Source organism: Variovorax boronicumulans (assembly GCF_009811375.1).
In the GTDB taxonomy this organism is placed as follows: Bacteria; Pseudomonadota; Gammaproteobacteria; order Burkholderiales; family Burkholderiaceae_C; genus Variovorax; species Variovorax boronicumulans.
In genome coordinates this window covers 72,700-97,700 of sequence record NZ_BKDH01000005.1, presented here as the reverse complement: position 1 = coordinate 97,700, position 25,001 = coordinate 72,700, and the positions used below count along the sequence as shown (strand labels likewise).

At 68.3% G+C, this 25,001-nt stretch carries 20 protein-coding genes; 18 read left to right on the top strand and 2 right to left on the bottom strand.

Going from position 1 to position 25,001, the window contains the following annotated elements:
• Positions 1–82 precede the first annotated feature (82 nt).
• From VHAB30_RS27760 to VHAB30_RS27735, 6 genes are all read left to right on the top strand, one after another.
• Positions 83–253, top strand: coding sequence for a rubredoxin (locus VHAB30_RS27760; RefSeq protein ID WP_007838397.1), 171 nt, complete (start codon positions 83–85; stop codon positions 251–253).
• 81 nt (positions 254–334) lie between these two features.
• Positions 335–733 (top strand): response regulator, encoded by a 399-nt coding sequence (locus VHAB30_RS27755; protein WP_021012487.1) that lies wholly within the window; start codon positions 335–337, stop codon positions 731–733.
• Entirely contained in the window at positions 733–1,098 is a 366-nt protein-coding gene (locus VHAB30_RS27750; protein WP_062479114.1) for a response regulator, read from the top strand. The genes VHAB30_RS27755 and VHAB30_RS27750 overlap by 1 nt, the downstream gene beginning before the upstream one ends.
• Positions 1,099–1,117: 19 nt before the next feature.
• Entirely contained in the window at positions 1,118–1,651 is a 534-nt protein-coding gene (locus VHAB30_RS27745; RefSeq protein ID WP_062479111.1) for a chemotaxis protein CheW, read from the top strand.
• A 42-nt stretch (positions 1,652–1,693) separates the two neighbouring features.
• Positions 1,694–4,018, top strand: coding sequence for a methyl-accepting chemotaxis protein (locus VHAB30_RS27740; protein WP_159279318.1), 2,325 nt, complete (start codon positions 1,694–1,696; stop codon positions 4,016–4,018).
• 184 nt (positions 4,019–4,202) lie between these two features.
• Complete coding sequence (locus tag VHAB30_RS27735; protein WP_159279317.1) at positions 4,203–10,223, top strand: hybrid sensor histidine kinase/response regulator; 6,021 nt, start codon at positions 4,203–4,205, stop codon at positions 10,221–10,223.
• Positions 10,224–10,290: 67 nt separating this feature from the next.
• On the opposite strand, the gene VHAB30_RS27730 is transcribed toward VHAB30_RS27735, so the two are convergent.
• On the bottom strand, positions 10,291–11,793 hold the full coding sequence (locus VHAB30_RS27730) for a cryptochrome/photolyase family protein (RefSeq protein ID WP_159279316.1): 1,503 nt from the start codon (positions 11,791–11,793) through the stop codon (positions 10,291–10,293).
• Here VHAB30_RS27730 and VHAB30_RS27725 point away from each other — a divergent pair, their 5' ends adjacent.
• From VHAB30_RS27725 to VHAB30_RS27700, 6 genes are read left to right on the top strand one after another with little or no spacing between them, the layout of a single operon-like run.
• Positions 11,794–12,393 carry a YqgE/AlgH family protein gene (locus VHAB30_RS27725; RefSeq protein ID WP_062479100.1) on the top strand — a complete coding sequence of 200 codons (600 nt, stop codon included), beginning with the start codon at positions 11,794–11,796 and terminating at the stop codon, positions 12,391–12,393.
• Positions 12,390–12,836, top strand: coding sequence for a Holliday junction resolvase RuvX (gene ruvX, locus VHAB30_RS27720; protein ID WP_390904065.1), 447 nt, complete (start codon positions 12,390–12,392; stop codon positions 12,834–12,836). Before VHAB30_RS27725 ends, ruvX begins: the two co-directional genes overlap by 4 nt.
• Complete coding sequence (gene pyrR, locus VHAB30_RS27715) at positions 12,833–13,330, top strand: bifunctional pyr operon transcriptional regulator/uracil phosphoribosyltransferase PyrR (RefSeq protein WP_056577781.1); 498 nt, start codon at positions 12,833–12,835, stop codon at positions 13,328–13,330. Before ruvX ends, pyrR begins: the two co-directional genes overlap by 4 nt.
• Positions 13,330–14,292: an aspartate carbamoyltransferase catalytic subunit gene (locus VHAB30_RS27710; protein ID WP_056577783.1), complete on the top strand. Its 963-nt coding sequence runs from the start codon at positions 13,330–13,332 to the stop codon at positions 14,290–14,292. The genes pyrR and VHAB30_RS27710 overlap by 1 nt, the downstream gene beginning before the upstream one ends.
• Positions 14,289–15,572 (top strand): dihydroorotase, encoded by a 1,284-nt coding sequence (locus VHAB30_RS27705; RefSeq protein ID WP_159279315.1) that lies wholly within the window; start codon positions 14,289–14,291, stop codon positions 15,570–15,572. The genes VHAB30_RS27710 and VHAB30_RS27705 overlap by 4 nt, the downstream gene beginning before the upstream one ends.
• A gap of 58 nt (positions 15,573–15,630) precedes the next feature.
• On the top strand, positions 15,631–16,377 hold the full coding sequence (locus VHAB30_RS27700; protein ID WP_062469741.1) for a lysophospholipid acyltransferase family protein: 747 nt from the start codon (positions 15,631–15,633) through the stop codon (positions 16,375–16,377).
• A 304-nt stretch (positions 16,378–16,681) separates the two neighbouring features.
• Here VHAB30_RS27700 and VHAB30_RS27695 read toward each other — a convergent pair whose 3' ends face one another.
• Positions 16,682–17,479 (bottom strand): IclR family transcriptional regulator, encoded by a 798-nt coding sequence (locus VHAB30_RS27695; RefSeq protein ID WP_062469738.1) that lies wholly within the window; start codon positions 17,477–17,479, stop codon positions 16,682–16,684.
• A gap of 191 nt (positions 17,480–17,670) precedes the next feature.
• Between VHAB30_RS27695 and VHAB30_RS27690 the strand changes: the two genes are divergently transcribed.
• From VHAB30_RS27690 to VHAB30_RS27665, 6 genes are all read left to right on the top strand, one after another.
• Entirely contained in the window at positions 17,671–19,425 is a 1,755-nt protein-coding gene (locus tag VHAB30_RS27690) for an FAD-dependent oxidoreductase (RefSeq protein WP_159279314.1), read from the top strand.
• A 34-nt stretch (positions 19,426–19,459) separates the two neighbouring features.
• A complete protein-coding gene (locus VHAB30_RS27685) occupies positions 19,460–20,236 on the top strand; it encodes an SDR family NAD(P)-dependent oxidoreductase (RefSeq protein WP_159279313.1) in 777 nt (258 codons plus the stop codon).
• Between the two features lie 61 nt (positions 20,237–20,297).
• On the top strand, positions 20,298–21,497 hold the full coding sequence (locus VHAB30_RS27680; protein ID WP_062469728.1) for an ABC transporter substrate-binding protein: 1,200 nt from the start codon (positions 20,298–20,300) through the stop codon (positions 21,495–21,497).
• A 56-nt stretch (positions 21,498–21,553) separates the two neighbouring features.
• Positions 21,554–22,477, top strand: a complete 924-nt coding sequence (locus tag VHAB30_RS27675) for a branched-chain amino acid ABC transporter permease (RefSeq protein WP_062469725.1) — start codon at positions 21,554–21,556, stop codon at positions 22,475–22,477.
• Positions 22,474–24,255: a branched-chain amino acid ABC transporter ATP-binding protein/permease gene (locus VHAB30_RS27670; RefSeq protein WP_062469722.1), complete on the top strand. Its 1,782-nt coding sequence runs from the start codon at positions 22,474–22,476 to the stop codon at positions 24,253–24,255. The genes VHAB30_RS27675 and VHAB30_RS27670 overlap by 4 nt, the downstream gene beginning before the upstream one ends.
• 20 nt (positions 24,256–24,275) lie before the next feature.
• On the top strand, positions 24,276–24,986 hold the full coding sequence (locus VHAB30_RS27665) for an ABC transporter ATP-binding protein (protein ID WP_159279312.1): 711 nt from the start codon (positions 24,276–24,278) through the stop codon (positions 24,984–24,986).
• The last annotated feature ends 15 nt before the right edge of the window (positions 24,987–25,001 follow it).

Below are 25,001 nucleotides of genomic sequence, written 5' to 3'. Positions count from 1 at the left end.
ATAGGCGCGACGTTTACGGTCTGCCAGTGAGATACGCATAGATACACTCGTTGCATTTAATGAACAAGGACTTTAAGCTCCGATGAACACGAAAACTTGGATGTGCCTGATTTGTGGGTGGATCTATGACGAAGCGGTTGGTGTACCGGAAGACGGCATCGCGGCAGGCACGGCCTGGGCCGATGTGCCGATGAACTGGACCTGTCCTGAGTGCGGTGCGCGCAAGGAAGACTTCGAAATGGTTGAGATCTGACAAGCATGGCATAGGGCTACGCGATCTGCGTCGATGTTCGGCGCGGCGGGCATCCAAGTCTCATGAGCAGGAGCGTTTGCAATGGGCCCGAATGGATCTGGTTACAAGGTGCTGGTCATCGATGACAGCAACACCATCCGGCGCAGTGCCGAGATTTTTCTGAAGCAGGGTGGGCACGAGGTTCTTCTCGCGGAAGACGGCTTCGACGCGCTCTCCAAGGTTAACGACCACAAGCCTCACCTGATTTTCTGCGACATCCTGATGCCTCGCCTCGACGGCTATCAGACCTGCGCCATCATCAAGCGCAACGCGCATTTCTCCAATGTCCCGGTCGTCATGCTGTCTTCGAAAGATGGCGTATTCGACAAGGCCCGCGGCCGCATGGTCGGGTCCCAGGACTATCTCACCAAGCCATTCACCAAAGACCAGCTGCTGCAGGCCGTGCAGCAGTTTGGCATTGTTCAACAGGAAGTGCAGTAATGCCCATTCGAAAAATCCTCGTCGTCGACGACTCCAAGACGGAACTGGTGTTCCTGACCGACCTCCTCCAGAAGAACGGTTTCTCCGTGAAGACGGCCGAAAACGCCGACGACGCGATGCGCCGCCTCGAGGAAGACCACCCCGACCTGATCCTCATGGACGTGGTCATGCCCGGCCAGAACGGCTTCCAGCTCACGCGCGCCATCGCCCGCGACCCGAAGTACGCCGCCATCCCGATCATCCTGTGCACCAGCAAGAACCAGGAAACCGATCGTGTCTGGGGCATGCGCCAGGGCGCACGCGACTACATCGTGAAGCCGGTCAACGCGGCCGATCTGATGTCCAAGATCAGCGCGCTCGCCTGAGCGGGAACCTGCGCACTCCATGGCGAATCGCGACGCGCTGCGCGCCTTCCAGTCCCGGCTTGCGAGCCGCCTCCAGGCCGCGCGCACCACGGGCGTGGCCGCGAGCTGGCTGGCGGTCGAGGCGGGTGAGGGCAAGTACCTCTTTCCGCTGGCGCACGCCGGCGAAATCTTTCCCTGGACGCCGCCCCAGCCCGTGCCCTACACGGAGCCCTGGTTCCTCGGCGTCGCCAACCTGCGCGGCGGCCTGTACGGCGTCGTGCAGCTGTCGGCGTTTGCGTCCGGTGCGCCGGGCGCCCCCGCCGCCACCGAGGCGGCACGCATCCAATCGCGGCTCGTGGCATTCAACGAGCTGCTCGAAGTCAACTGCGCTTTGCTGGTCGATCGACTGGCGGGGTTGCGGGGTGCGGAGGCCTTCACGGCCGCCGACGCTCCGGGCGCAGAGGCCCCGGCCTGGCACGGGCATCTGTACACCGACGCAGCAGGAGAGCGCTGGCAGGAAGTCAACCTGCAGGCGCTTTCGCAGCAACCCCAGTTTTTGAGTATTGGTGCGTAGTGCTTCGGCACATGGCACTGGCAACCACCTGAAGGACCGACCGTGAGCTCGATCGCCGACAAGTTCAAGAAATTACTCCCCGCGACCAACGGGAACGACAAGGCCCGCGTCGACGGCTCCGGTTCGATATCGCTCGACGATGTCGACACGGTTCAGGTTCCGGACGAAAAAACGATCCGCCTCGCCAAAAAGGGCGAGGGCGCATCCGCCGCCACGGCCGACACCGGCTTCGGCGGCATCGACGCGCTGGGCGACCCGGCGTCCGTCGAAGCCGCCAACGCGGCCACGCTCGAAGCGGTGCCGCTGGCCCCCGCCGCGGGCGGCATGGGCGCCAACCCCGCCAAGCAGCAGCGCGTGCTGGCCATCATGCTGGCCATCGTGGTGCTGGCGCTGTTGCTGGTGGCCGGCTCCGCCATCCTTCGCGCGGAACGCCTGGCGCAGCAGGTGGCGGCCACCGGCCAGTCGCTGATGCAGTCGCAGCGCCTGGCCAAGTCGATCTCGCAGGCCCTCGTCGGCAGCGCCTCGGCGTTCGTCGAAGTGAAGGACAGCGCCGACGACCTCTCGCGCCGCGTGCAGGGCCTGACCAACGGCGACGACGCCTTGCGCCTGGAAGCCGTCGGCAACCAGTACGACGAGGAGATGAACAAGATCAACCCGCTGGTCGCCCGCGCCGACACCAGCGCCAAGGCCGTGCTGGCCCAGCGCCAGATCCTGACGCAGGTGGGCGCCGCCTTGCGCGACATCAACCAGCAGTCGTCCACGCTGCTCGAAATGACGGAAACCGTCGCGTCGCTCAAGATGCAGCAGAACGCCACGCTGCCCGAAATCTCGGCCGCCGGCCAGCTCGTGATGCTGACGCAGCGCATCGGCAAGTCGACCAACGAGTTCTTCACGGTCGAGGGTGTGAACCCCGACGCCGTGTTCCTGCTGGGCAAGGACCTGAACACCTTCCAGGAAACCACCCGCGGCCTGCTCGACGGCAACGCGCAGCAGCGCTTCCCCGGCTCGAAAGACCCGCAGACGCGCCAGCAGCTCGAAGCCATCCTGAAGACCTACGAGCAGATGCGCACGCAGGCTTCCGCCATTCTGGGCAACCTGCAGGGCCTGGTGGCCGCGCGCGAAGCGCAGGCGTCCATCCTGACCGACAGCGAGCCGCTGCGTAAGTCGCTGGGCGAACTGCAAGAAAAGCTCTCGGCCCGCACCGGCCTGGGCGCCGGCACCATCGTGCTGCTGTTCGTGCTGTCGCTGGCCGCCCTGGCGCTCGCCGGCGCCATCGGTTTCGTGCAGGTGCGCGAAGGCCGCGAACGTGCCGCCGTCGCCGAACGCGAGCGTCTGGCTGCCGAGCAGGCGTCCGAAGAAGCCGGCCGCGTGAACAACGCCAACCAGGCCGCCATTCTTCGCCTGATGAACGAACTGCAGACAGTGGCCGAAGGCGACCTGACGCAGGAAGCGACCGTGACCGAGGACATCACCGGCGCCATCGCCGACTCGGTGAACTACACGGTGGAAGAACTGCGTTTGCTGGTGGGCAACGTGCAGAACACGGCGACCCGCGTGGCGCAGACGACGTCGCAGGTGGAAAACACCTCGACCGAACTGCTCGCCGCCTCGACCGAGCAGCTGCGCGAAATTCGCGAAACCGGCCAGTCGGTGCTGACCATGGCCGAGCGAATCAACGGCGTGTCCTCGCAAGCGCAAGAGTCCGCCACGGTGGCGCGCCAGTCGCTGCAAGCCGCATCGTCGGGCCTGCAGGCCGTGCAGAACGCCATCGGCGGTATGAACTCCATCCGCGACCAGATCCAGGAAACCTCCAAGCGGATCAAGCGCCTGGGCGAATCGTCGCAGGAGATTGGCGAAATCACCGAGCTGATCTCGGACATTACCGAACAGACCAACGTGCTGGCCCTGAACGCCGCCATTCAAGCGGCATCCGCCGGTGAAGCCGGCCGAGGCTTCTCGGTGGTGGCGGAAGAAGTTCAGCGACTGGCCGAACGCTCCGCAGACGCCACGCGCCAGATCTCGGCGCTGGTGAAGGCGATTCAGACCGACACGCAGGATGCGGTGGGCGCCATGGAGCGTTCCACGCAGGGTGTGGTCGAAGGGGCGAAGTTGTCCGACAACGCGGGTACCGCGCTGTCCGAGATCGACCGCGTGTCGCGCCGACTCGCTGACCTCATCGAGCAGATTTCGCAGTCCGCCTCCCGCGAGGCCGATTCGGCCAACGTGGTGGCCGCCAACATCCAGCACATTTTTGCGGTGACGGAACAGACCGGAGAAGGCACGCGGACCACGGCCCAGCAGGTGCGCGAGCTCTCGCAGATGGCCGAAGAACTGCGTCGCTCGGTGGCTCGTTTCAAGATCGCGTGATGAAGCTCTCCCCCAGCCTTCGCGCACTTCGTGTCGCTTCGGCAACCCCCTTCCGGGGGCGACACCAGCGGCCCGGCAAAGCCGGTTCCGCGGTGTCCCTTGAAGTGACCGCGATGGTTGGATGCATTGAGGGCGCGTGGCGCCCAGTGAAAAACTGACAGATAAAGAACGGCGAGCAATCAACGTGTCGATTCAAACCCCTGCCACGGCCCCCCTTGCCGGCAACATGCCGGCCACCGAAGACCTCGGGCCGCTGGCCTGGGTGCTGGGAGAAATCCAGAAGTCCCTCGACGGTGTCGGCAAGTCGCTGCGGCGTTTCGTGCGCGACGTGGGCAGTGCCACGGAGCCCGAGAGCGGTCCGCTGCAGATGGCCCGCCAGCAACTGCACCAGGCCGTCGGCGCGCTGCAGATGGTCGGCCACAGCTCGCCCGCCCTGGTGCTCGGCACCATCGAGTTCGCGGTGCAGGGCTTCATCGCTGAACCGCAGCGCTGCACCGAGAGTTCCGTGCACAAGATCGAGCGTGCCGGCTTTGCCGTCACCGATTTCCTCAGCGCACTGCTGGCCGGCAAGGCCGTGTCGTCGGTGGCGCTGTTCCCGCAGTACCGCGACGTGCTGGAGCTGGGCGGCAATGAGCGCGTCCATCCGGCGGACCTGTGGAGCACCGCCTGGCGCTGGGTCGAGGTCAAGCCGGCCCTCACGCAAGCGGCGCTCGCCTATGACCCGGCCGTGCGTTCGCGGCTCGACCGCGAAGTGCTGCAACTGGTCAAGAGCGGCGACGCGCAGGCCGCGCGACGGCTGCATGCGCTGTGCCTGGGGCTCGGGCGCGGTGCGCTGCTGCCGCGCGTCGCGAGCTTCTGGACGCTGGCCGCGGGCTTCTTCGAAGCCCTCGCGCTGGGCCTGATTCCCGCCGACACCTACGTCAAGCGCGCCGCCTCGCGCGTGCTGCTGCAGTACGCCACGCTGGCGCGCGGCGACAGCGTCGTGTCCGACCGCCTCGGCCAGGACCTGCTGTTCTTCTGCGCCCAGGCCGTGCCCGGCGCGCAGGACGACGCCGCCACGCTGCGCACCGTGCGCAGCGCCTGGGGCGTGACGCAGGAACCGCGCGTCGACTACACCGTGGTGCAGTTCGGCCGCTTCGACCCGCTGGTGCTCTCGCAGGCGCGCAAGCGCATCGAGACCGCCAAGGAAATGTGGTCGGCGCTCTCGGGCGGCGACATCACGCGCACGCGGCAGGTGGCCGACACCTTCGCGCAGCTCGGCGAATCGCTGCTGAAGCTGCACCCGCCGAGCCAGCCGATGGTGCAGGCGCTGACGCACGCCGTGGACGCCTCGGTGCGTTCCGGCCAGCCGCCCGACACCGAACTGGCGATGGAAGTCGCCACCTCGGTGCTGTACCTCGAAGCCGCGCTCGAAGACCTCGACCCCAGCGACCCGCAGCTCACGGCCCGCACGCTGCAGCTGGCCGGCCGCATCGAGCGCGTGCGCGACGGCGGCCGCTCCGAGCCGCTCGAGCCGTGGATGGAGGACCTGTACCGCCGCGTCAGCGACCGCCAGACCATGGGCACCGTGGTCGACGAGCTGCGCAGCCACCTGAGCGAACTCGAGAAGTCGCTCGACCAGTATTTCCGCCGCCCGGCCGAAAAGCCGCTGCTGCGCACCGTGCCCACCCAGCTCATGCAGATGCGCGGCGTGTTCTCGGTGCTGGGGCTCGAGCAGGCCGCGCACACCGTGCAGCGCATGCGCGACGATGTCGAGCAGATGCTGCAGGTCAACCGCTCGCCCGTCGAGGAAATGGCCACCTTCGACGCGCTCGGCAACAACCTGGGCGCGCTCGGTTTCCTCATCGACATGCTGGGCTACCAGCCCGCACTGGCCAAGCGCCTGTTCGTGTTCGATGCCGAAGCCGGCGAACTCAAGCCGCTGATGGGCCGACAGGCCATCGACGCCGCGGCCCCGGCCGAAGGCGCTGCCGCACCGGCCGCCGAGCCCGTGCTCAGCATCGAAGAAGTCGACGCGCAGATCGCTTCCAAGCTCGCCGCGTTGGCCACGCCCAACCGCAAGACCAAGCCGTCGCCGCTGGAGGAATTCAGCCGCAAGGCCGAGAGCTGGACCACCAAGATCACGGGCCCGTCGGCGCTGCCCGACACCGAGGTCACCGAGCTCGAAGAAGACGACCTTCAGAACATTTTCCTGGACGAAGCCCGCGAAGTGGTGGGCAACGGCCTGGCCGCCATCGCCGCGCTCGGCAACCGTCCCGGCGACTCCGAAGAACTCACCATCCTGCGCCGCGCGTTCCACACGCTCAAGGGCAGCTCGCGCATGGTCGGCCTCACCGACTTCGGCGACGCCGCCTGGTCGCTCGAACAGGTGCTCAACACCTGGCTGGCCGACCAGCGCGACGCCACGCCCGAGCTGCTGTCGAGCACCGAGCGCATGCTGCGCGATTTCAGCCAGTGGGTCGAAGCCATCGCCGCCGGCGATGCGGGCACCTGGCACTCGGCACCGTTCAGCCGTGTGGCCAACGCGCTGCTGGCCGGCGAGCCCGTGCCCGCACCGGTGCGCGTGGCCGACGCCGAAGCGCTCGCGGTGGCCGCGCGCCACATCGCCGCGGAGCCGGCGCCGCTCGCACTGCCGGAGCTGCCTGAGCTCCCCGACCTGTCGCTGACGCCGCAAGATGTCGCAGCCCCTGACGCCACGTTGGACTTCTCCGATTGGCAGCAGGCGCAAGAAGCGCCAGACGCACCGACCAAGCCTGTCACACCCGAGCCCGACGACGATTTCGCCTCCACCGACTTCCTCGACTTCGAGGGCAAGCAGAGCACAGCGCCCGCGCCACTCGACGTGCTGCCCAGCGGCGAGGATTTCGATTTCCTCGCGCCCCCGAAAACGCATGCACCGGCCGAGCCCGCCGTGTCGCACGCCGAGCTCGAGCCCGCCCCGGAAATCGAAGCGACGATGCCGACCGCGTCGGGCCTGCCCGATCTCGAATGGGCGCCCGAGCCGCTGCCGCTGGCTGCCGCAGAGCCTGTCGCCGAGACGGTGGCACCTGTCGAGGTCATCGAGGCCGCCGAAGAACTGCCCGCATTGGAAGTGCCGGCTGAACTGCAGCCGGAACCGGAGCCTGTGTCGGCGACTGTCGAAGTCGCCCCCGAGGCCCCCGTTGTCGTCGAAGAGCTGCCAGCCGCCGTCGTGACCGAACCGGAACCCGTGTCGGAGCCTGAGCCCGTGCTGGCCGAGGCGGTTCCTGAACCCGAGTCTTCCATCGCGCCGAGCGCCGAAGACCAGGTCAAGGTGATCGGTCCGCTGCGCATCGGCATCGCGCTGTACAACGTCTACCTCAACGAAGCCGATGAATGGTCCCGCCAGCTGGCGACCGATGTCGGCGAATGGGCGCTCGAAACCCACGAGCGCCTGCCCGACTCGACCATCGCGCTGGCGCATTCGCTGGCCGGCAGCTCGGCCACCGTCGGCTTCCACAGCCTCTCGGGCATGGCCCGCCTGCTCGAATCGGCGCTGCAGCACCTGCAGATGCAGGGCAGCGGCACGCGCGAACAGGGCGTCGTGCTGGTCGCCGCGGCCGACGAGCTGCGTCGCCTGCTGCACCAGTTCGCCGTCGGCTTCCTGCGTGACCCGTCCGAAGCCACGCTGCAGGCGCTGCGCGAGATTGCCGCCGCGCCGATGCCGCCGGAGATCGCCGCGGCCCGCTTCGAGACGCTGCTGCCCAAGCAGGTCGTCGCCAACGACGCCTTTGCCGACGTGGTACTGGACGACAACGAAGACGCCATCGACCTGGCCGATGCGGTCGACGTCGACCTGTTCCCGATCTTCGAGGAAGAGGCTGCCGAACTGATGCCCCAGCTGGGCGAGGCGCTGCGCCAGTGGTCGCACCACCCCGACGACGCCGCGCCGCGCGCCTCGGTGCTGCGCACGCTGCACACGCTCAAAGGCAGTGCCCGGCTGGCCGGCGCCATGCGCCTGGGCGAGCGCGCGCACCGCATGGAGTCCGAGATCGAACTGCTGGGCTCCCAGGGGGCGGAGCGGGCCGACATCGAGAAGCTGCTCACGCGCCTGGACACGCTGCAACACACCTTCGACGCCTTGCGCGCGGCCGACGACGCCGCCCAGGTCGAGGTGGCCCAGCTGATCGCCACCGCCAGCCCGACCGCACCCGCCATCCAGCGCGTGCAGGCGGCGCCCGAGGTGCGCGAGTCGGCGAACGACGACCAGGCCGAAGCCGCTTCCGCCGAGTCCGCCGTGGAAGCTCCGTCGTCCTTGCTGCCGCGCCCCGCGCCGGCCCTGCTCGCGCCGCTGCGCGCGGCCTCGGGCCAGGCGGTGCGCATCCGCACCCAGCTGCTCGACCGCCTGGTCGCGCAGACCGGCGAGGTCATCATCACGCGCTCGCGCCTGGAGGCCGAACTGGGCCAGCTGCGCGGCTCGCTGGCCGACCTCACGGGCAACCTCGACCGCCTGCGCCAGCAGCTGCGCGACATCGAGGTGCAGGCCGAAAGCCAGATGCAGTCGCGCCTGGCGCAAGCCAAGGATTCGCAGCAGAGCTTCGACCCGCTCGAGTTCGACCGCTTCACCCGCGTGCAGGAACTCACGCGCATGATGGCCGAGTCGGTGAACGACGTGGCCACCGTGCAGCGCACCTTGCAAAAGACCGTGCAGGCCACGGAAGACGACCTGAGCGTGCAGGCACGCCAGACCCGCGAACTGCAGCGCGGCCTGCTGCGCACGCGCATGGTGGAGTTCGAAGGCATCTCCGACCGCCTCTACCGCGTGGTGCGTCAGGCCTCGAAGGACACCGGCAAGCAGGTGCGCCTGGACATCGTCGGCGGCTCCATCGAAATGGACCGCGGCGTGCTCGACCGCATGACGCCCGCCTTCGAACACCTGCTGCGCAACTGCGTGGCGCACGGCATCGAGGATGTGGCGGCGCGCGAGAAGGCCGGCAAGGACGCCAGCGGCCTCATCGTCATCGACCTGCACCACGAAGGCAACGACGTGTCGGTGAGCTTCCGCGACGACGGCGCCGGCCTCGACCAGAAGCGCATCGCCGAACGCGCCCGCGCCCTCGGCCTGCTCGGCCCCGACCAGGACCTGTCGCCTGAAGAGGCCACCGAGCTGATCTTCAAGCCCGGCTTCTCGACGGCAGGGCAGGTGTCCGAACTGGCCGGCCGCGGCATCGGCATGGACGTGGTGCGCGCGCAGATCGCCGCGCTCGGCGGCCGCATCGAAACGCACAGCACGCCGGGCCAGGGCACCACCTTCAAGCTGGTGCTGCCGCTGACCACCGCCGTGACGCACGTCGTGATGCTGCGTGCGGGCGAGGTGTCGATCGGCGTGCCGTCGAACCTCGTGGAACTCGTGCAGCGCGTGAGCGGCGCCGACCTCGAGGCCGCCTACCTGAACCACAGCTTTGCCTTCGGCAGCGAGCAGGTGCCGTTCTACTGGGCCGGCGCGCTGCTGCAGCATTCCATCCGCAGCGAGCATGCCGCCACCAAGAACAACACGCTGGTGATCGTGCGAAGCGCGGCGCAGCGCGTGGCCCTGCACGTGGACGAAGTGTTGGGCAACCAGGAAGTCGTGGTGAAGAACCTCGGCCCGCAGCTCGCGCGGCTGCCCGGTCTGGCCGGCATCTCGGTGCTGGCCTCGGGCGCGGTGGCGCTCATCTACAACCCGGTGGCGCTGGCCGCGGTGCACGGCGACCAGGCGCGTGCGCGCCAGACCGCCGCGCTGGCCGCGCCGACGCATGCCGCTTCGGTGGACACCGGCGCGCCGCAGACGCCGGCCGGCTTTGCCCCGGTGGTGCCGCAGATCCCGCTCGTGCTGGTGGTGGACGACTCCATCACCGTGCGCCGCGTCACGCAGCGCCTGCTGCAGCGCGAAGGCTATCGCGTGTCGCTCGCGGCCGACGGCCTGCAGGCGCTCGAGCGCCTGCAGCAGGAGCGCCCGGCCGTGGTGCTGTCGGACATCGAGATGCCGCGCATGGACGGCTTCGACCTGGCCCGCAACATCCGCGCCGACGTGGCCCTGGCCGAGCTGCCGATCATCATGATCACCTCGCGCATCGCCGAGAAGCACCGCGAATACGCCCGCGACCTGGGCGTGAACCACTACCTGGGCAAGCCGTACTCGGAAGAGGAACTGCTGCGCCTGGTGCGTGCCTACACGAGCGAGCCGGCCGCGCTGGCGGTGGCCTGACCGGCCTCGGCAGCGCCGGCAATCGGCGCGCAAAAGAAAAGGGCCCCTCGGGGCCCTTTTTTCTTGGTTACGGCTTTTGCAGGGCCTTGGCCCGAGCCGCCGCATAGCGCTGCATCGTCTTCTCCCGCGCCTCGGCGTGGTCCACCACCGGCTTCGGGTAGTTCTCGCCCAGCCTGACGCCCGCCGCCTCCAGCTCGACCGGCGAGGCCATCCATGGCGCGTGGATCGCCACGTTCGACAGGCCCGCGAGCTGCGGCAGGTAGCGGCGGATGAACTTGCCCTCGGGGTCGAAGCGTTCGCTCTGCGTCACCGGGTTGAAGATGCGGAAGTAGGGCTGGGCGTCGCAGCCGGTCGAGCTGGCCCATTGCCAGCCGCCGTTGTTCGAGGCCAGCTCGAAGTCGTTCAGGTGCAGCGCGAAGTAGCGCTCGCCGCGCCGCCAGTCCAGCCCCAGGTCCTTGCACAGGAAGCTCGCCACCACCATGCGCAGCCGGTTGTGCATGTAGCCGCTCTGCCGGATCTGCAGCATCGCCGCATCGACCAACGGGTAGCCGGTGCGGCCCTCGCACCAGGCGTCGAACAGCTGGTCGGCGTGCTTGCCGTGGTGCCACTGGATCTTGTCGTATTCGGGGCGGAAGCTCTTCGATTCGCCGTTGGCGTGCACATGCGGAAAGTGCGCCAGGATCTGGAAGTAGAAGTCGCGCCAGACCAGCTCGCTGAGCCAGGTCGCGGCGCCGGTGTTGCCCTGCAGCGCCAGCTGGTGCGCCACGCTGGCCAGCTGGCGGATCGACACCGTGCCGAAGCGCAGGTGCACGCCCATGTAGCTGGGGCCGCGCACGGCAGGGAAGTTGCGCGCCTCGTCGTAGCGGTCGATGCGCTCGAAGAAATCTTCGAACAGTGCACCCGCGCCGCGCGTGCCGGTGGGAATTTCCAGCGTCTGGAGGTTGGTGCTTTCAAAGCCGATCTCGCCCAGCGTGGGCACCGGCCCGTTCAGGGCCGGCGGTGGCGGGGCGAGCGCGTCGGCGTGGCTGCGCACGGGGTACGACTTCAGGAAGAACGAATCCACCTTCGCCAGCCAGGCCCGCTTGTAGGGCGTGAACACCGTGTAGGGCAGGCCGGCCTTGGTCATGACCTCGTCGCGGTCGAAGACGGTGCTGTCCTTGAAGGTGTGGAAGCTGATGCCCGTGTTGGCCAGCGCGCCGAGCACGCGGGCGTCGCGCGCCAGGGCGTCGGGTTCGTCGTCGCGGTTGGCGAACACCGCCTGCACGTCGAGCGTGTGGGCCAGCGCCGGGATCTCCTCGGCGGCCACCGCGTGCCGCACGATGAGCCCGCTGCCCAGGCCGCGCAACTCGGCTTCGAGCTCCACCAGCGATTCGCGGATGAATTCAACCCGCCGGTCCGCGTGGGGCAGGGCGTCCAGGATCGCCCGGTCGAACACGAAAACGCACACCACCTGCCGGCAGGCCCGCAGCGCCCGGTACAGCGCCGCGTTGTCGTCCACCCGCAGGTCCCGGCGAAACCACATGAGCCCTTTGGGATAGGTCTTGTCGACGGCCAGTAAAATCGGGGGCATATGGCTGCCGATTCTGCCCCGATGAACCTGACGCATCACTTTCTGATCGCGATGCCGGGGATGGAAGACAAAACTTTCAACCGCAGCGTCGTTTACCTCTGCGAACACAGCGAGCGCGGTGCGCTCGGGCTGGTGATTAACAAACCCAGCGACATCAACCTCAAGGTGCTGTTCGAGAAGATCGAGCTGCACCTGGCCCGCCCCGAGCTGGGCGAAGCCCCCGTTTTCCAGGGCGGCCCGGTGCAGACCGAGCGCGGCTTCGTGCTGCACGAACCGGTGTTCACCCAGGCCGAGAAACCCGAGGAATCGGTCTACGCCTCGACCATGACCATCCCCGGCGGGCTCGAAATGACCACCTCCAAGGACGTGCTGGAGGCCCTGGCCACCGGCGCCGGCCCGCGCAAGGTGCTGGTCTCGCTGGGCTATTCGGCCTGGGGCGAGGGTCAGTTGGAGTCCGAACTGGCCGAGAACAGCTGGCTCACCGTGCTGGCCGACCCGGCCGTGATCTTCGATACGCCGGTGGAAAAGCGCTACGACAAGGCGTTGATGCTGCTGGGGCTCGAGGCCTGGACCTTGTCTCCCGACGCGGGCCACGCATGAGCGACGTCATGTCCGACGCGCCTGCATCCGCCCCTGCTTCCGTTCCCGTTCCCGCGCATTTCCAGAGCTTCCTGGCCTTCGACTTCGGCGCCAAGCGCACCGGCGTGGCCAGCGGCAACCGGCTGCTGCGCACGGCGACCCCGCAGGCCACCATCAAGGCCGAGGGCGCCGACGCCCGCTTTGCGCAAGTCGAGGCCCGTATCAAGGAATGGCAGCCCGACGCGCTGGTGGTCGGCGTGCCCTACCACCCCGACGGCGCCCCGCATGAGAACACCCGCCGCGCGCAGAAGTTCGCGCGCCAGCTGCGCGGCCGTTTCAATCTCCAGGTGTTCGAGGTGGACGAGCGCTACAGCACCACCGAGGCGCTGGCCTCCGGCGCCCGCGATGCCGACGCGGCGTCGGCCTGCATCATCCTGGAACAGTTTTTGAGGAGTCTCCCGTGAGTTCAATCCCCGATGCCGAAGCGCTCTACACGACGCTGCTGTCCGGCGTGAAGGCGCTGATGCGCCCCGAGACGAAACTGGTGGGCATCACCTCAGGCGGCGCCTGGCTGGTCGAGCGCCTGCAAAAAGACCTGGGCCTGGCCGGTGCCCCCGGCGTCATCTCGTCGGCCATGCACCGCGACGACTTCGCGCGCCGCGGCCTCTCGGCCAGCGCGCAGACCGCGCTGCCCTTCGACGTGAACGGCGCCGACGTGCTGCTGCTCGACGACGTGCTCTACACGGGCCGCACCATCCGCGCCGTGCTTAACGAGCTGTTCGACTTCGGCCGTCCCGCCTGTGTGCGGCTCGCCGTGCTGGTCGACCGTGGTGGCCGCGAACTGCCCGTCGCCGCCGACTTCGCAGCAACGACGCTCAAGCTGCCCGACACCCAATTGCTAGCCCTCGCGCGTGCCGACGACGGCGCCTTCAGCCTCAAGGTGGAGGACAACAAGTAATGCTCTACAAGCGAAATCCGCAGCTCAACAAGAACGGCGAGCTGATCCACCTGCTGTCGATCGAGGGCCTACCCAAGGACATCGTCACGCACATCCTCGACACGGCCGCCAACTTCACGAGCGTGAGCGACCGCGAGGTGAAGAAGGTGCCGCTGTTGCGCGGCAAGAGCGTGTTCAACCTGTTCTTCGAGAACAGCACGCGCACGCGCACCACCTTCGAGATCGCGGCCAAGCGCCTGTCGGCCGACGTCATCAACCTGGACATCGCGCGCTCCTCGGCCACCAAGGGCGAGTCGCTGCTGGACACCATCGCCAACCTGAGCGCCATGGCCGCCGACCTGTTCGTGGTGCGCCACAGCGAGTCGGGCGCGCCCTACCTGATCGCGCAGCACGTCGCGCCGCACGTGCACGTGGTGAACGCCGGTGACGGCCGCCACGCGCACCCGACGCAGGGGCTGCTCGACATGTACACGATCCGCCACTACAAGAAAGACTTCTCGAACCTCACGGTCGCGATCGTCGGCGACGTGCTGCATTCGCGCGTGGCGCGTTCGGACATTCATGCACTCACCACGCTCGGCTGCGCCGAAGTGCGCGTGGTCGGCCCCAAGACGCTGGTGCCCGCCGACATGGCCGGCATGGGCGTGCGCGTGTGCCACACGCTCGAAGAAGGCATCAAGGACTGCGACGTCGTCATCATGCTGCGCCTGCAGAACGAGCGCATGAGCGGCGCGCTGCTGCCCTCGTCGCAGGAGTTCTTCAAGACCTTCGGCCTCACGCAGGAAAAGCTGCAGCTGGCCAAGCCCGACGCCATCGTGATGCACCCGGGCCCGATCAACCGCGGCGTGGAGATCGACTCCGCCGTGGTCGACGGCAAGCAGAGCGTGATCCTCCCGCAGGTCACCTTCGGCATCGCGGTCCGCATGGCCGTGATGAGCATCGTGGCAGGTAACGAAGCATGAACATCCTCATCACCAACGGCCGTGTGGTCGACCCCGCCTCGGGCACCGACAAGCCCACCGACATCGCCATCGCCGACGGCAAGATCGCCGGCATCGGACGCGCACCGGCGGGCTTCAAGCCCGAGCGCACCCTCGACGTCACGGGCTGCATCGTCACGCCCGGCCTCGTCGACCTTGCCGCGCGCCTGCGCGAGCCGGGCTACGAGCACGAAGGCATGCTCGAAAGCGAAATGGCCGCGGCCATCGCGGGCGGCGTGACCAGCCTCGTGTGCCCACCCGACACCGACCCCGTGCTCGACGAGCCCGGTCTGGTCGAGATGCTCAAGTTCCGCGCCGAAAAGCTGCAGTGCGCGCGCCTGTTCCCGCTCGGCGCGCTCACGCGCAACCTGGCCGGCGGCGTGCTCACCGAGATGGCCGAGCTCACCGAGGCCGGCTGCATCGGCTTCGGCCAGGCCGACGTGCCGCTGGCCGACACGCAGGTGCTGCAGCGCGCGCTGTCGTACGCCAGCACCTTCGGCTACACCGTGTGGCTGCGTCCGCAGGACCGCGACCTGGGCAAGGGCGTCGCCGCCAGCGGCGCGCTCGCCACGCGGCTGGGCCTGGGCGGCGTGCCGGTGGCGGCCGAGACGATCGCCATCTTCACCATCATCGAGCTCATGAAGAGCACCGGCGCGCGCGTGCACCTGTGCCGTATCTCCAGCGCCCGCGGCGTGGCACTGGTGCGCGAGGCCAAGGCGCAGGGCCTGCCGATCACCTGCGACGTCAGCATCAACTCGCTGCACCTGGCCGACACCGATATCGGCTTCTTCGACAGCCGCGCGCGCCTGAACCCGCCGCTGCGCCAGCAGGGCGACCGCGACGCGCTCTCGGCCGCGCTGGCCGACGGCACCATCGACGCGTTGGTGTCCGACCACACGCCGGTCGAGGCCGACGCCAAGACGCTGCCCTTTGCCGAAGCCGAACCCGGCGCCACCGGCCTCGAACTGCTGCTGCCGCTCGCGCTGCAGTGGGGCGAGCGCAGCGGCGCGGGCCTGTCGCGCGCCATCGAGGTGGTCACCTCGGCGCCGGCGCGCCTGCTGAACGCGGCCGACGCGGCCAGCGGCATCGGCCGCATCGCCGAGGGCGGCGTGGCCGACCTGTGCATCGCCGATCCGTCGCTCGAATGGCAGGTGGTGCCCGAGGCGCTGCGCAGCCAGGGCAAGCACACGCCATTCTCCAGCTACCCGATGCAGGGGCGCGCGCGCCACACGCTGGTGGCCGGTCGCGTCGTGCACGGCTGAGCGACAGCCGCCCGCCACACGGCACGCCGTCAAAAAGAAGAAGAGGGCCCGCGTCCAGATGCTGCACTCGTTGAAGGCCGGCTGGCGCCTGCTGCATGCGGCCTCGCATGCGCTGTCGGGCTGGTGGACGATCCGCTTCACCTTCCCCCGCCTGCCGCAGGACGAGCGCAACGCGCGCGTGCAGGCCTGGTCGCAGCGCATGCTGCAGATCATGGGCGTCACGCTGCGCGTGCAGGGCGAGCCGCCCGCGCACGGGCCGGCGCTGCTCATCTGCAACCACCTGTCGTGGCTCGACATCACCGCCATCCATGCGGCGCGCCATGTGCGCTTCGTGTCGAAGTCGGACGTCAAGCAGTGGCCGGTGATCGGCACGCTCTCCACCGGCTCGGGCACGCTCTACATCGAGCGCGAACGCCGGCGCGACGCCATGCGCGTGGTGCACCACATGACCGAGGCGCTGCGCGGCGGCGACCTGATCGGCGTGTTCCCCGAAGGCACCACGAGCGATGGGCGCGGGCTGCTGCCGTTCCACGCCAACCTGCTGCAGGCCGCGATTTCCTCGGGCGCGCCGGTGATCCCGGCCGCGCTGCGCTTTGCCGACGCCGCCACCGGCGAAACAAGCCAGGCGCCGCGCTACATCGACGACGACAACCTGCTGGCCTCGGTGTGGAACACGCTGCGCGCGCCGCCGCTCTTGGCCATCGTGCGCTTCGGCGAGCCGCAGCCTTCGTACAGCCGCGAACGCCGCAGCTGGGCGCATTCGCTGCATGAAGACGTGCAGCAGCTGCGCCGCGATACCCACTGAGCGGCACTGACCGGATCGATTCGCAAAAAAAGCGCCCCGGGAGGGGCGCTGTAACGACGCAAGAAGCGCCGTGAGGAGGAAGCGGGATCGTTCGTCGTGACTCGTGGCCGGTCAGAGAATGCCGAACACCTTCAGCCCGATGATCACGATCAGCGGGACGCCGCAGAGCCAAAGGATGATGCTTTTCATGACCGGTCTCCGTGAGGTAGGTAAGCCTCTACGGTGGCCGCGTCTGCGGCCCGCGCGTGCGGGATAAGGCAAACCAAGCGCGTGAGCGCCTGCCTACACGGCACGGGCCGGCGGTTCAGCCCGCTTCGTCGGTGGGCACGAAGCCCAGGCGGCGCGAGATTTCGAGTGCGCAGGCCTTCAGCGGCGCGGCCACGCGGCCGTTCCAGTCGCTGTCGAAGGTGGCCTCGGGGCCCATGGCCGTGATGCCCAGCACCAGGTTGTTGGTCGAGTCGAACACCGGCGCGCAGAAGGCGTCGATGCCCGGAATCGGCTGGCCCAGCGTGCGCGAGATGCCGTGCAACCGCGTCTCGACCAGGAGCGCCTCGATCTGCGACTTCGACAGCTCTTCGCTGGCGCCGCGCCCGTCGGCCGGACGCGTGCGCGCCAGATCTTCGAGCATCATCTTTTCCACCACCTTCGGCGGCAGGTAGGCCGCGAACAGCCGGCCCGTGGCCGTGTAGGCCAGCGACATCACGGTGCCGGTGCGCAGGTTCACGTGCAGCGGATGGATCGGTTCTTCCAGCCGCACCACGGTCGGCCCAAAGTTGCCCCAGACGGCGACCGCGATGCTCTGCTCGGTCTCGGACGCGAGCGCTTCGATGAGCGGCGAGGCTTCCTTGATCGGGTCGAGCCGCTGCAGCTTGGCCAGGCCCAGCTGCAGGGCCAGCGGGCCCAGCTCGTAGCGGCCGGTGCCGTCCTGCACCACGAAGCCGACCTTCAGAAAACTCACCAGGTAGGGATGCGCCTTGCCGACCGGCACGCCGGCGGCCTTGCCGAGATCGCGCAGCGCCATGGGCGCCACGTGCCGGCCGAGCGCGACCAGCAATTGCGTTCCGATTTCGACGGATTGAATGCCACGTCTTGGCTTTTCCATGGGGCGCCCGGCGTGGGGGTTGAGAGTGGGAGCGAGTATAGCCATCAGGGTTTCTACTGATATTGTCGTGTTCAATCGACGATGACTGATCATCTGATAGTAACTAAACGACTTGACCATATCAACATCGCTGCCTAAACTCCGCCGCAACTTAAGTCGTACACACAACACGAGAGCGAACAGAGGCAGAGATGGAACAGAACACGTGGGAATGCGATGTCCTCGTCGTCGGCAGCGGCGCGTCGGGCATGGCCACCGCCGTCACGGCGGCGTCGCAGGGTTTGAAGGTGCTGGTGGTCGAGAAAGAGCCGCGCTTCGGCGGCACCACCGCGCGCTCGGGCGGCTGGCTGTGGATTCCGGGCACGCGCCTGGCCACGGAGCAGGGCATCCATGAGCCGCCCGGCGCGGCGCTCGACTACATGAAGCATGAGACCACGACGCACTTCGATGCCGCGCGCGTCGGTGCCTTCCTCGACATGGGCCCCAAGGCCATCGACTTCTTCACGCGCCAGACCTGCGTGCAGTTCGACATGCCGGCCGTCTTCCCCGACTACCACGCCGAAGCGCCCGGTGGCCAGCCCGGCGGCCGCTCGATGGTCACGCGCCCGTTCGACGGCCGCGAGCTCGGCGCGCGCATCAAGCATCTGGCGCCGCCGCTGCCCGAGCTCACGGTGTTCGGGATGATGTTGGGCTCGGGCCCCGAGATCAAACACTTCATGCGGGCCTTCAAGTCGCCGACCTCGTTCTGGTACGTCACCAAGCGCCTGACCCGGCACTTCCTGGACGTGGTGCGCCACGGCCGCGGCATGACGCTGACCAACGGCAACGCGCTGGCCGGCCGCCTGGCCAAGGCCGCGATGGACCTGGACATTCCCGTGTGGCTCTCGTCGCCCGTGAAGAAGCTCGTGGTCGAGTACGACGGCGTCTCGGGCGCCGTGGTGCAGCACGAAGGCAAGACGGTGCGCATCACCGCGAAGCGCGGCGTGGTGCTGGCCTGCGGCGGTTTCCCCTACGACGTGGAGCGCCGCAAGCAGCTGTTCCCGCACGCACCCACCGGCAAGGAGCACTACTCGCCGTCGCCTTCGACGAACACCGGCGACGGCCTGCGCCTGGCCGAAGCCGTGGGCGGCCGCGTCGACGGCACCATCCCGCACGCCGCGGCCTGGGTGCCGGCGTCGGTCACCACGCGGCCCGACGGCAGCAAGGGTGTCATGCCGCACTTCATCGACCGCGCCAAGCCCGGCGTGATCGCGGTCACGCCCAAGGGCAAGCGCTTTGCCAACGAAGGCAACTCGTACCACGACTTCGTGCAGGCGATGGTCAAGGCCTGCGAGGGCGAGCCCGAGGTCACGGCCTGGCTGCTGTGCGACCACAAGGCGCTGCGCGACTACGGCCTGGGCTGCGTCGCCCCCGCGCCGCTGCCCATCGGCCGCCACCTGAAGACCGGCTACCTCAAGCGCGGCGCGAGCATCGGCGAGCTGGCCAAGGAAATCGGCATCGCCCCCGCCGCGCTCGAAGCCACCGTGCAGGAGTTCAACCAGGGCGCGCGCACCGGCGACGACCCCGCCTTCGGCAAGGGCAGCAAGGCCTACAACCGCTACCAGGGCGACGCCAATGTCACGCCGAACCCCTGCGTCGCGCCGCTGGACAACGGGCCGTACTACGCGATCAAGCTGGTGATCGGCGACATCGGCACCTTCGCCGGCCTCGTCACCGACGAGAAGACGCGCGTGCTCGACGCCGACCGCCAGCCGATCAAGGGCCTGTACGCCGTCGGCAACGACGCGGCCAGCGTGATGGGCGGCAACTACCCCGGCGCGGGCATCACGCTCGGCCCGGCGCTCACCTTCGGCTACGTCGCAGGCCTGCAGGTCGCGCAGGCCGAAGCCGCCGCGCCCCTGCACGTCGAGCAGCGCGAAGCCGTGGCCGTGCCGCGCGGCGCCTGATCCCCGTTCCGATAGTCAACCCAAGGAGCCGACCATGCCCTTTCCTCCTCACGTCGCACCGCACCTGCTCGAAGGCCGCCTCGCGCTGATCACCGGTGCCGGCCAGGGCAACGGCCGTGCGCTCGCGCTCGGCCTGGCCCAGGCGGGCGCGCGCGTCGTCGTCACCGACATGAACGAAGCCACCGTGGCCGAGACCGCGCAGCTGGTGCGCAGCGAAGGCGGCGAGGCCTGGTCGTTCGTGCTCGACGTCACCGCGCCCGAGGCCTGCCAGGCACTGGCGGCGCGCGTGGCGCAAGAGGTCGGCAACGTCGACCTGCTGGTGAACAACGCCGGCATCATCATCCGCGAGACCACCAGCAGCCCGAACGCCGCGGCCAACTGGAAGAAGACCATCGACGTGAACGTGCACGGCACCTTCAACACCACGTTGGCTTTCATCCCCGTGCTCAAGCAGACGAAGGGCTCGATCATCAACATCGCCTCCATCGCCGCCTACGCGGGGCAGGCCGCGAGCCTGGGCTACTCGCCCTCGAAGGGCGCCATCAAGATGCTCACGCAGTCACTGGCGCAGGAGCTCGCGCCGGCCGGCGTGCGCGTCAACGCACTGGCCCCCGGCGTGATCGAGACGCCCATGACCGCCGCCACGCGCGAGAACCCGCAGCGCCTCGAGTCGTTCATGACGCGCATCCCGCTGGGCCGCGTCGGCCAGACCGAAGACCTGGTGGGCCCGGTGATCTTCCTGGCCAGCGACATGTCGCGCTACGTCACCGGCATCACGCTGCCGGTGGACGGCGGTTTCCTCGCCGTCTGAGCCACGCCTCTTCCTTTTCGATTTCCCGTTCCCCGTCCGTCAACCCTTCAGGAGACAAAGAATGAAAACGATCCGTCTGTACAAGACCCTGCTCGCGACCGCCGCCTTCGCTGCGTTCAGTGCCGGTGCTTACGCGCAAGACATCAAGCTCGGCTACAACGGCGACCTCTCGGCGTCGCCTTCGGCGCAGAGCGGCCAGGCCGCGGTGCTGGGCATGGAAGCGGCCATTGCCGACCTGAACGCCGCCGGCGGCGCGCTCGGACGGAAGTTCACGCTGGTCACGCGCGACGACGTCTCGGCGCCGCCGAAGTCGATCCAGAACATGAGCGACCTGGTCGACAATGAGAAGGTCGTCGCCGTGTTCGGCCCCACCAACTCGGGCAACGCCATGGCCTGGAAGCACATCGCCAACCAGAAGAAGATTCCGGTGCTGGGCAACGTGGGCTCGGGCACCGACATCACCAAGCCGATGAGTGCCGGCGCCGACAACTACATGTTCCGCGTCTCGATGGTCGACCGCGAGCAGGTCGCCGCGCTCATGGCCTACGTGAAGCGCAACACGGCCGGCTCCAAGGTCGTGGGCCTCATGGCCGAGACCACCGGCTACGGCCAGGGCGGCCTGAAGGACATGGAAGAAATCGCCAAGCTGCAGGACATCAAGATCGCGGCCACCGAGCGCTTCGGCGTCGGCGACACCGACATGACCTCGCAGCTGTCCAAGATGAAGGCCGCCAACGTCGACACCGTCGTGGTGTGGGCGCAGGGCACGCCCATCGCGCAGCTGGTGCGCAGCATGGAGAAGATCAACTACTTCCCGCTGACGCTCACCTCGTGGGCGGCCGACAACATCACCTTCTACGACGCGGCCGGCAAGGCGCTGGCCGAGAAGCCGATCTTCATGCGCACCGTGAGCGAGACGCGCACGCCCGTGCAGCAGAAGCTGTTCGACCGCATCGGCAGCAAGCTGAAGGCGCCGGGCTCGTTCTCGTTCGCGCTGCACGGCTACGACTCGGTGCTGCTGCTGGCCCAGGCCATGAAGCAGGCCAACAGCACCGACGGCGCGGCCGTGCGTGCGGCGCTCGAGGACCTGAAGACGCCGGTGCAGGGCGTGCTCAAGACCTACGAGAAGCCTTTCAGCAAGACCAACCACGAAGCCCTGACGGCCAAGGACCTGGTCTGGATCCGCTGGAAGGACGGCAAGCTGCTGCCCTACAGCGACGCGCTGATCGGTGCGCTCAAGCCGGCCGACTTCAAGCAATAAACGTCTGAGACAAAAGGAACGGGGCGCGGCCCCGTTCCGCAACGGAGATACACACCATGGTTGAAGCGCTCCTGCAGGCGCTCATCAGCGGGCTCGCCGTCGGCGGTGCCTATGCGCTGGTGGCCCTCGGATTCAGCATCACGTTCACGACGACCAAGACGCTGAACTTCTCGCACGGCGAGTTCGTCTCGGCCGGCGCGTTCATCGGCATGAGCGCGCTGTTCCTCGTGCTGGGCAAACCGCTCAGCTCCACCACCTTCGGCGACGCCGTGCCCGGTGCGGGCGCGCAGCTGTTCGCGCTGGTCGCCGCGCTCGGCGTGATGGGCCTCCTGGGCTGGCTGCTCTACGTGCTCGGCGTGCGCCCCTTCGCGGGCCGCCCGGGCATGGCCTGGGTCATGAGCACGCTGGGCTTCGGCGTGATTTTGCAGAGCGTGGGCCTGGCCATCTGGGGCCCGAAGCCCGTGGTGGTGCCCGCGCCCGTGGGCGACACCGTGATCCGCATGTTCGGCGTGGGCGTGCGCCCGCAGGAACTGCTCACGCTGGGCGTGGCCGTGGTCGTGATGATCGGCTTCGACCGCGTGATGAACCGCACCATGATCGGCAAGGCCATGCGCGCCGTGGCGCAGAACGGCAACGTCGCCAGCCTCATGGGCATCAACACCAACGCCATGATGATCGGCGCCTTCGTCGTCAGCTCGGCGCTGGCGGGGCTGTCGGGCTTTCTGCTCGCGCCCATCGCGCAGGCCTCGCTCTTCATGGGGCTGACCGTGGGGCTCAAGGGTTTCTCGGGCGCCATGATCGGCGGCCTGAGCAACCCGCGCGGCTGCGTCATCGGCGGCTTCCTGCTGGGCGTGCTCGAGTCGATGGTGAACCTCTGGCAGGCGCAGTGGCGCGAGGTGGCGGTGTTCGCGCTCGTGATCCTGGTGCTGGCCTTCCGGCCCACGGGTCTGTTCGGTCGCTCGACGGTGGAGAAGGTATGAAGCGCCTCGCCCATCCCGCCGCCGTGGTGCTGGTGGCGGCCGTGCTGTGCGGCCTCGTCTCGCTGTCCGGCAACGACTACTACCTGCGCATCGCCTTCATGATGTGCGTCTACTACCTGTGCGCCGCCGGCATGAACGTGCTGGTCGGCTACGCGGGCCAGAAATCTCTGGGCCAGGCCGGCCTGTTCGCGGCTGGCGCGTATGCGGTCGCGCTCATCACCTCGCGCACCGAGCTGAGCCCGTGGCTCGCGCTGGTGATCGCGGCCGTCGTCTCCGGCGTGTGCGGCGTGCTCATCGCGCTGCCTTCGCTGCGCGTGAAGGGCCCGTACCTCGCGATGGTCACGCTGGCCTTCGGCATCGTGGTCGAGAAGCTCGTGGGCGAATGGACCGACGTGTTCGGCGGCGCGCAGGGCATCTACGGCATCCGCCCGCTGACCTGGAACGGCCAGCCGCTGAGCAGCGTGCAATGGGTGATTTTGGGTATCGTGCTCAGCGCCGCGCTGCACCTGCTGCTGCGCAACCTGCTGCAGGGCCGCTTCGGCCGCGCGCTGCTGTCGCTGCAGGCGGACGAGATCGCCTCGTCCTCGGTGGGCGTGCGCGTGTACCGCGCCAAGGTCATGGCCTTCGTGGTCGCGGCCGTCACCTGCGGCATCGCAGGTGCGCTCGTGGCGCAGCAGAACCAGTACATCAACTCCGACTTCATCACCTTCCACCTGTCGATCTTCATCCTGCTGCTGGTGCTGTTCGGCGGCGCGGGCTCGATGTACGGCCCCATCGTGGGCGCGGTGCTGCTCACGGCGACCGACGCGCTGCTCGCGCGCTGGCCCTCGGCGCAGCACTTCCTGTACGGCTTCCTGCTGCTGTTCGCGCTGTACGTCATGCCGGGCGGCGTGGTGGGCCTGTTCAACAAGTGGTTCCTGAAGTCGCGCCACCGCGGCGAAGGGGCGGCCGGCAACGGCGTGCCGGGCCAGATCGGTCCGGGCGGCGAAGGCGAGCTGCTGGTGGTGCAGGGCGTGACCAAGTCGTACGGCGGCGTGAAGCCGGCGCAAGACGTGTCGTTCCGCCTGCAGCGCGGCCACATCCATGCGCTCATCGGCCCGAACGGCGCCGGCAAGAGCACCATGATCAACATGCTCACCGGCGTGGTCGAACCCGACGCGGGCGTGATCCGCTTCCTGGGCCGCAACATCGTGGGCCAGCCGGCGCACACCATCTGCTGCCTGGGCATGGGCCGCACCTTCCAGAACCTGCGCCTGTTCGCCGACCTCTCGGTGCTCGACAACGTGATGCTCGGGCGGCACAGTCGCATGAGCAACGGCTTCCTGTCGTCGCTCGTGGCCTGGCCCACGGCCGGCAAGCAGGAGCGCGCCACGCGCGAGCGCGCGCTGCAGCTGCTCGACCTCGTGGGCCTGGGCCACCTGGCGCACTGGCCCGCCGGCAGCCTGCCCTACGGCCTGCAGCGCCGTGTGGAACTGGCACGCGCGCTGGCCACCGAGCCGCAGCTGCTGCTGCTCGACGAGCCCGCCGCCGGCCTCAACCCGCAGGAAACCGCCGAGCTCGGCGAACTGCTGGTGCGCATCGGCAAGTGCGGCGTGTCCATCCTGATGGTGGAGCACCACATGGACCTGGTGATGTCGATCTCCGACCACGTGATCGTGCTCGACTACGGCGTGAAGATCGCCGAAGGCAAGCCCGCCGAGGTGCAATCGAACCCGCGCGTGGTCGAGGCCTACCTGGGCGTGGACGACGAAGAAGACATGGCCGCCGTGCCCGCCTGAGCCAGAGGACCGAAACCATCATGTTGAAAATCGAATCGGTGAAGGTCTCGTACGGCGCCATCGAGGCCGTCAAGGGCGTGAGCCTGGAAGTGCGCGCGGGCGAGGTCGTCACCATCATCGGCGCCAACGGCGCCGGCAAGAGCACGCTGCTCAAGAGCATCGTCGGGCTGGAGCCCGTGGCCGAAGGCCGCGTGCTCATCGACGGCAAGGACTGCACGCACGTGCCCGCGCACCAGCGCGTGGGCCTGGGCGTGGCGCTGTCGCCCGAGGGGCGCGGCGTGTTCCCCGACCAGACCGTGCGCGAGAACCTGATGCTGGGCGCCTACTCGCGCCGCAACGACAAGGCCTTCGTGGAGCGCGCCATCGAACGCGAGTTCACACGCTTCCCGCGCTTGAAAGAACGCGCGCATCAACTGTCCGGCACGCTGTCGGGCGGCGAGCAGCAGATGCTCGCGATTGCCCGCGCGCTCATGAGCGAGCCGCGCCTGCTGCTGCTCGACGAGCCCTCGCTGGGCCTGGCGCCGCTCATCATCAAGGACATCTTCGATGCCATCCGCCAGCTGCGCAGCTCGGGTCTCACGATCCTGCTGGTGGAACAGATGGCCAAGCAGGCGCTGGGCGTGGCCGACCGCGCCTACGTGCTCGAAACCGGCTGCATCACGCTCGAAGGCTCCGGCCGCGAGCTGCTCGACAACCCCAAGGTGAAGTCCGCCTATCTCGGCACGCACTGACTTTCCCTCTCACTT

Excerpts from the sequence above, each read along its gene's own strand:
- VHAB30_RS27700 (WP_062469741.1), top strand. The coding sequence starts at position 15,631 with ATGCTGCACTCGTTGAAGGCCGGCTGGCGCCTGCTGCATGCGGCCTCG.
- VHAB30_RS27695 (WP_062469738.1), bottom strand. The coding sequence starts at position 17,479 with ATGGAAAAGCCAAGACGTGGCATTCAATCCGTCGAAATCGGAACGCAA.
- VHAB30_RS27730 (WP_159279316.1), bottom strand. The coding sequence starts at position 11,793 with ATGCCCCCGATTTTACTGGCCGTCGACAAGACCTATCCCAAAGGGCTC.
- VHAB30_RS27665 (WP_159279312.1), top strand. The coding sequence starts at position 24,276 with ATGTTGAAAATCGAATCGGTGAAGGTCTCGTACGGCGCCATCGAGGCC.
- VHAB30_RS27725 (WP_062479100.1), top strand. The coding sequence starts at position 11,794 with ATGGCTGCCGATTCTGCCCCGATGAACCTGACGCATCACTTTCTGATC.
- VHAB30_RS27670 (WP_062469722.1), top strand. The coding sequence starts at position 22,474 with ATGAAGCGCCTCGCCCATCCCGCCGCCGTGGTGCTGGTGGCGGCCGTG.
- ruvX (WP_390904065.1), top strand. The coding sequence starts at position 12,390 with ATGAGCGACGTCATGTCCGACGCGCCTGCATCCGCCCCTGCTTCCGTT.
- VHAB30_RS27760 (WP_007838397.1), top strand. The coding sequence starts at position 83 with ATGAACACGAAAACTTGGATGTGCCTGATTTGTGGGTGGATCTATGAC.
- VHAB30_RS27755 (WP_021012487.1), top strand. The coding sequence starts at position 335 with ATGGGCCCGAATGGATCTGGTTACAAGGTGCTGGTCATCGATGACAGC.
- VHAB30_RS27710 (WP_056577783.1), top strand. The coding sequence starts at position 13,330 with ATGCTCTACAAGCGAAATCCGCAGCTCAACAAGAACGGCGAGCTGATC.
- VHAB30_RS27675 (WP_062469725.1), top strand. The coding sequence starts at position 21,554 with ATGGTTGAAGCGCTCCTGCAGGCGCTCATCAGCGGGCTCGCCGTCGGC.
- VHAB30_RS27705 (WP_159279315.1), top strand. The coding sequence starts at position 14,289 with ATGAACATCCTCATCACCAACGGCCGTGTGGTCGACCCCGCCTCGGGC.
- VHAB30_RS27750 (WP_062479114.1), top strand. The coding sequence starts at position 733 with ATGCCCATTCGAAAAATCCTCGTCGTCGACGACTCCAAGACGGAACTG.
- VHAB30_RS27690 (WP_159279314.1), top strand. The coding sequence starts at position 17,671 with ATGGAACAGAACACGTGGGAATGCGATGTCCTCGTCGTCGGCAGCGGC.
- VHAB30_RS27680 (WP_062469728.1), top strand. The coding sequence starts at position 20,298 with ATGAAAACGATCCGTCTGTACAAGACCCTGCTCGCGACCGCCGCCTTC.
- VHAB30_RS27685 (WP_159279313.1), top strand. The coding sequence starts at position 19,460 with ATGCCCTTTCCTCCTCACGTCGCACCGCACCTGCTCGAAGGCCGCCTC.
- VHAB30_RS27745 (WP_062479111.1), top strand. The coding sequence starts at position 1,118 with ATGGCGAATCGCGACGCGCTGCGCGCCTTCCAGTCCCGGCTTGCGAGC.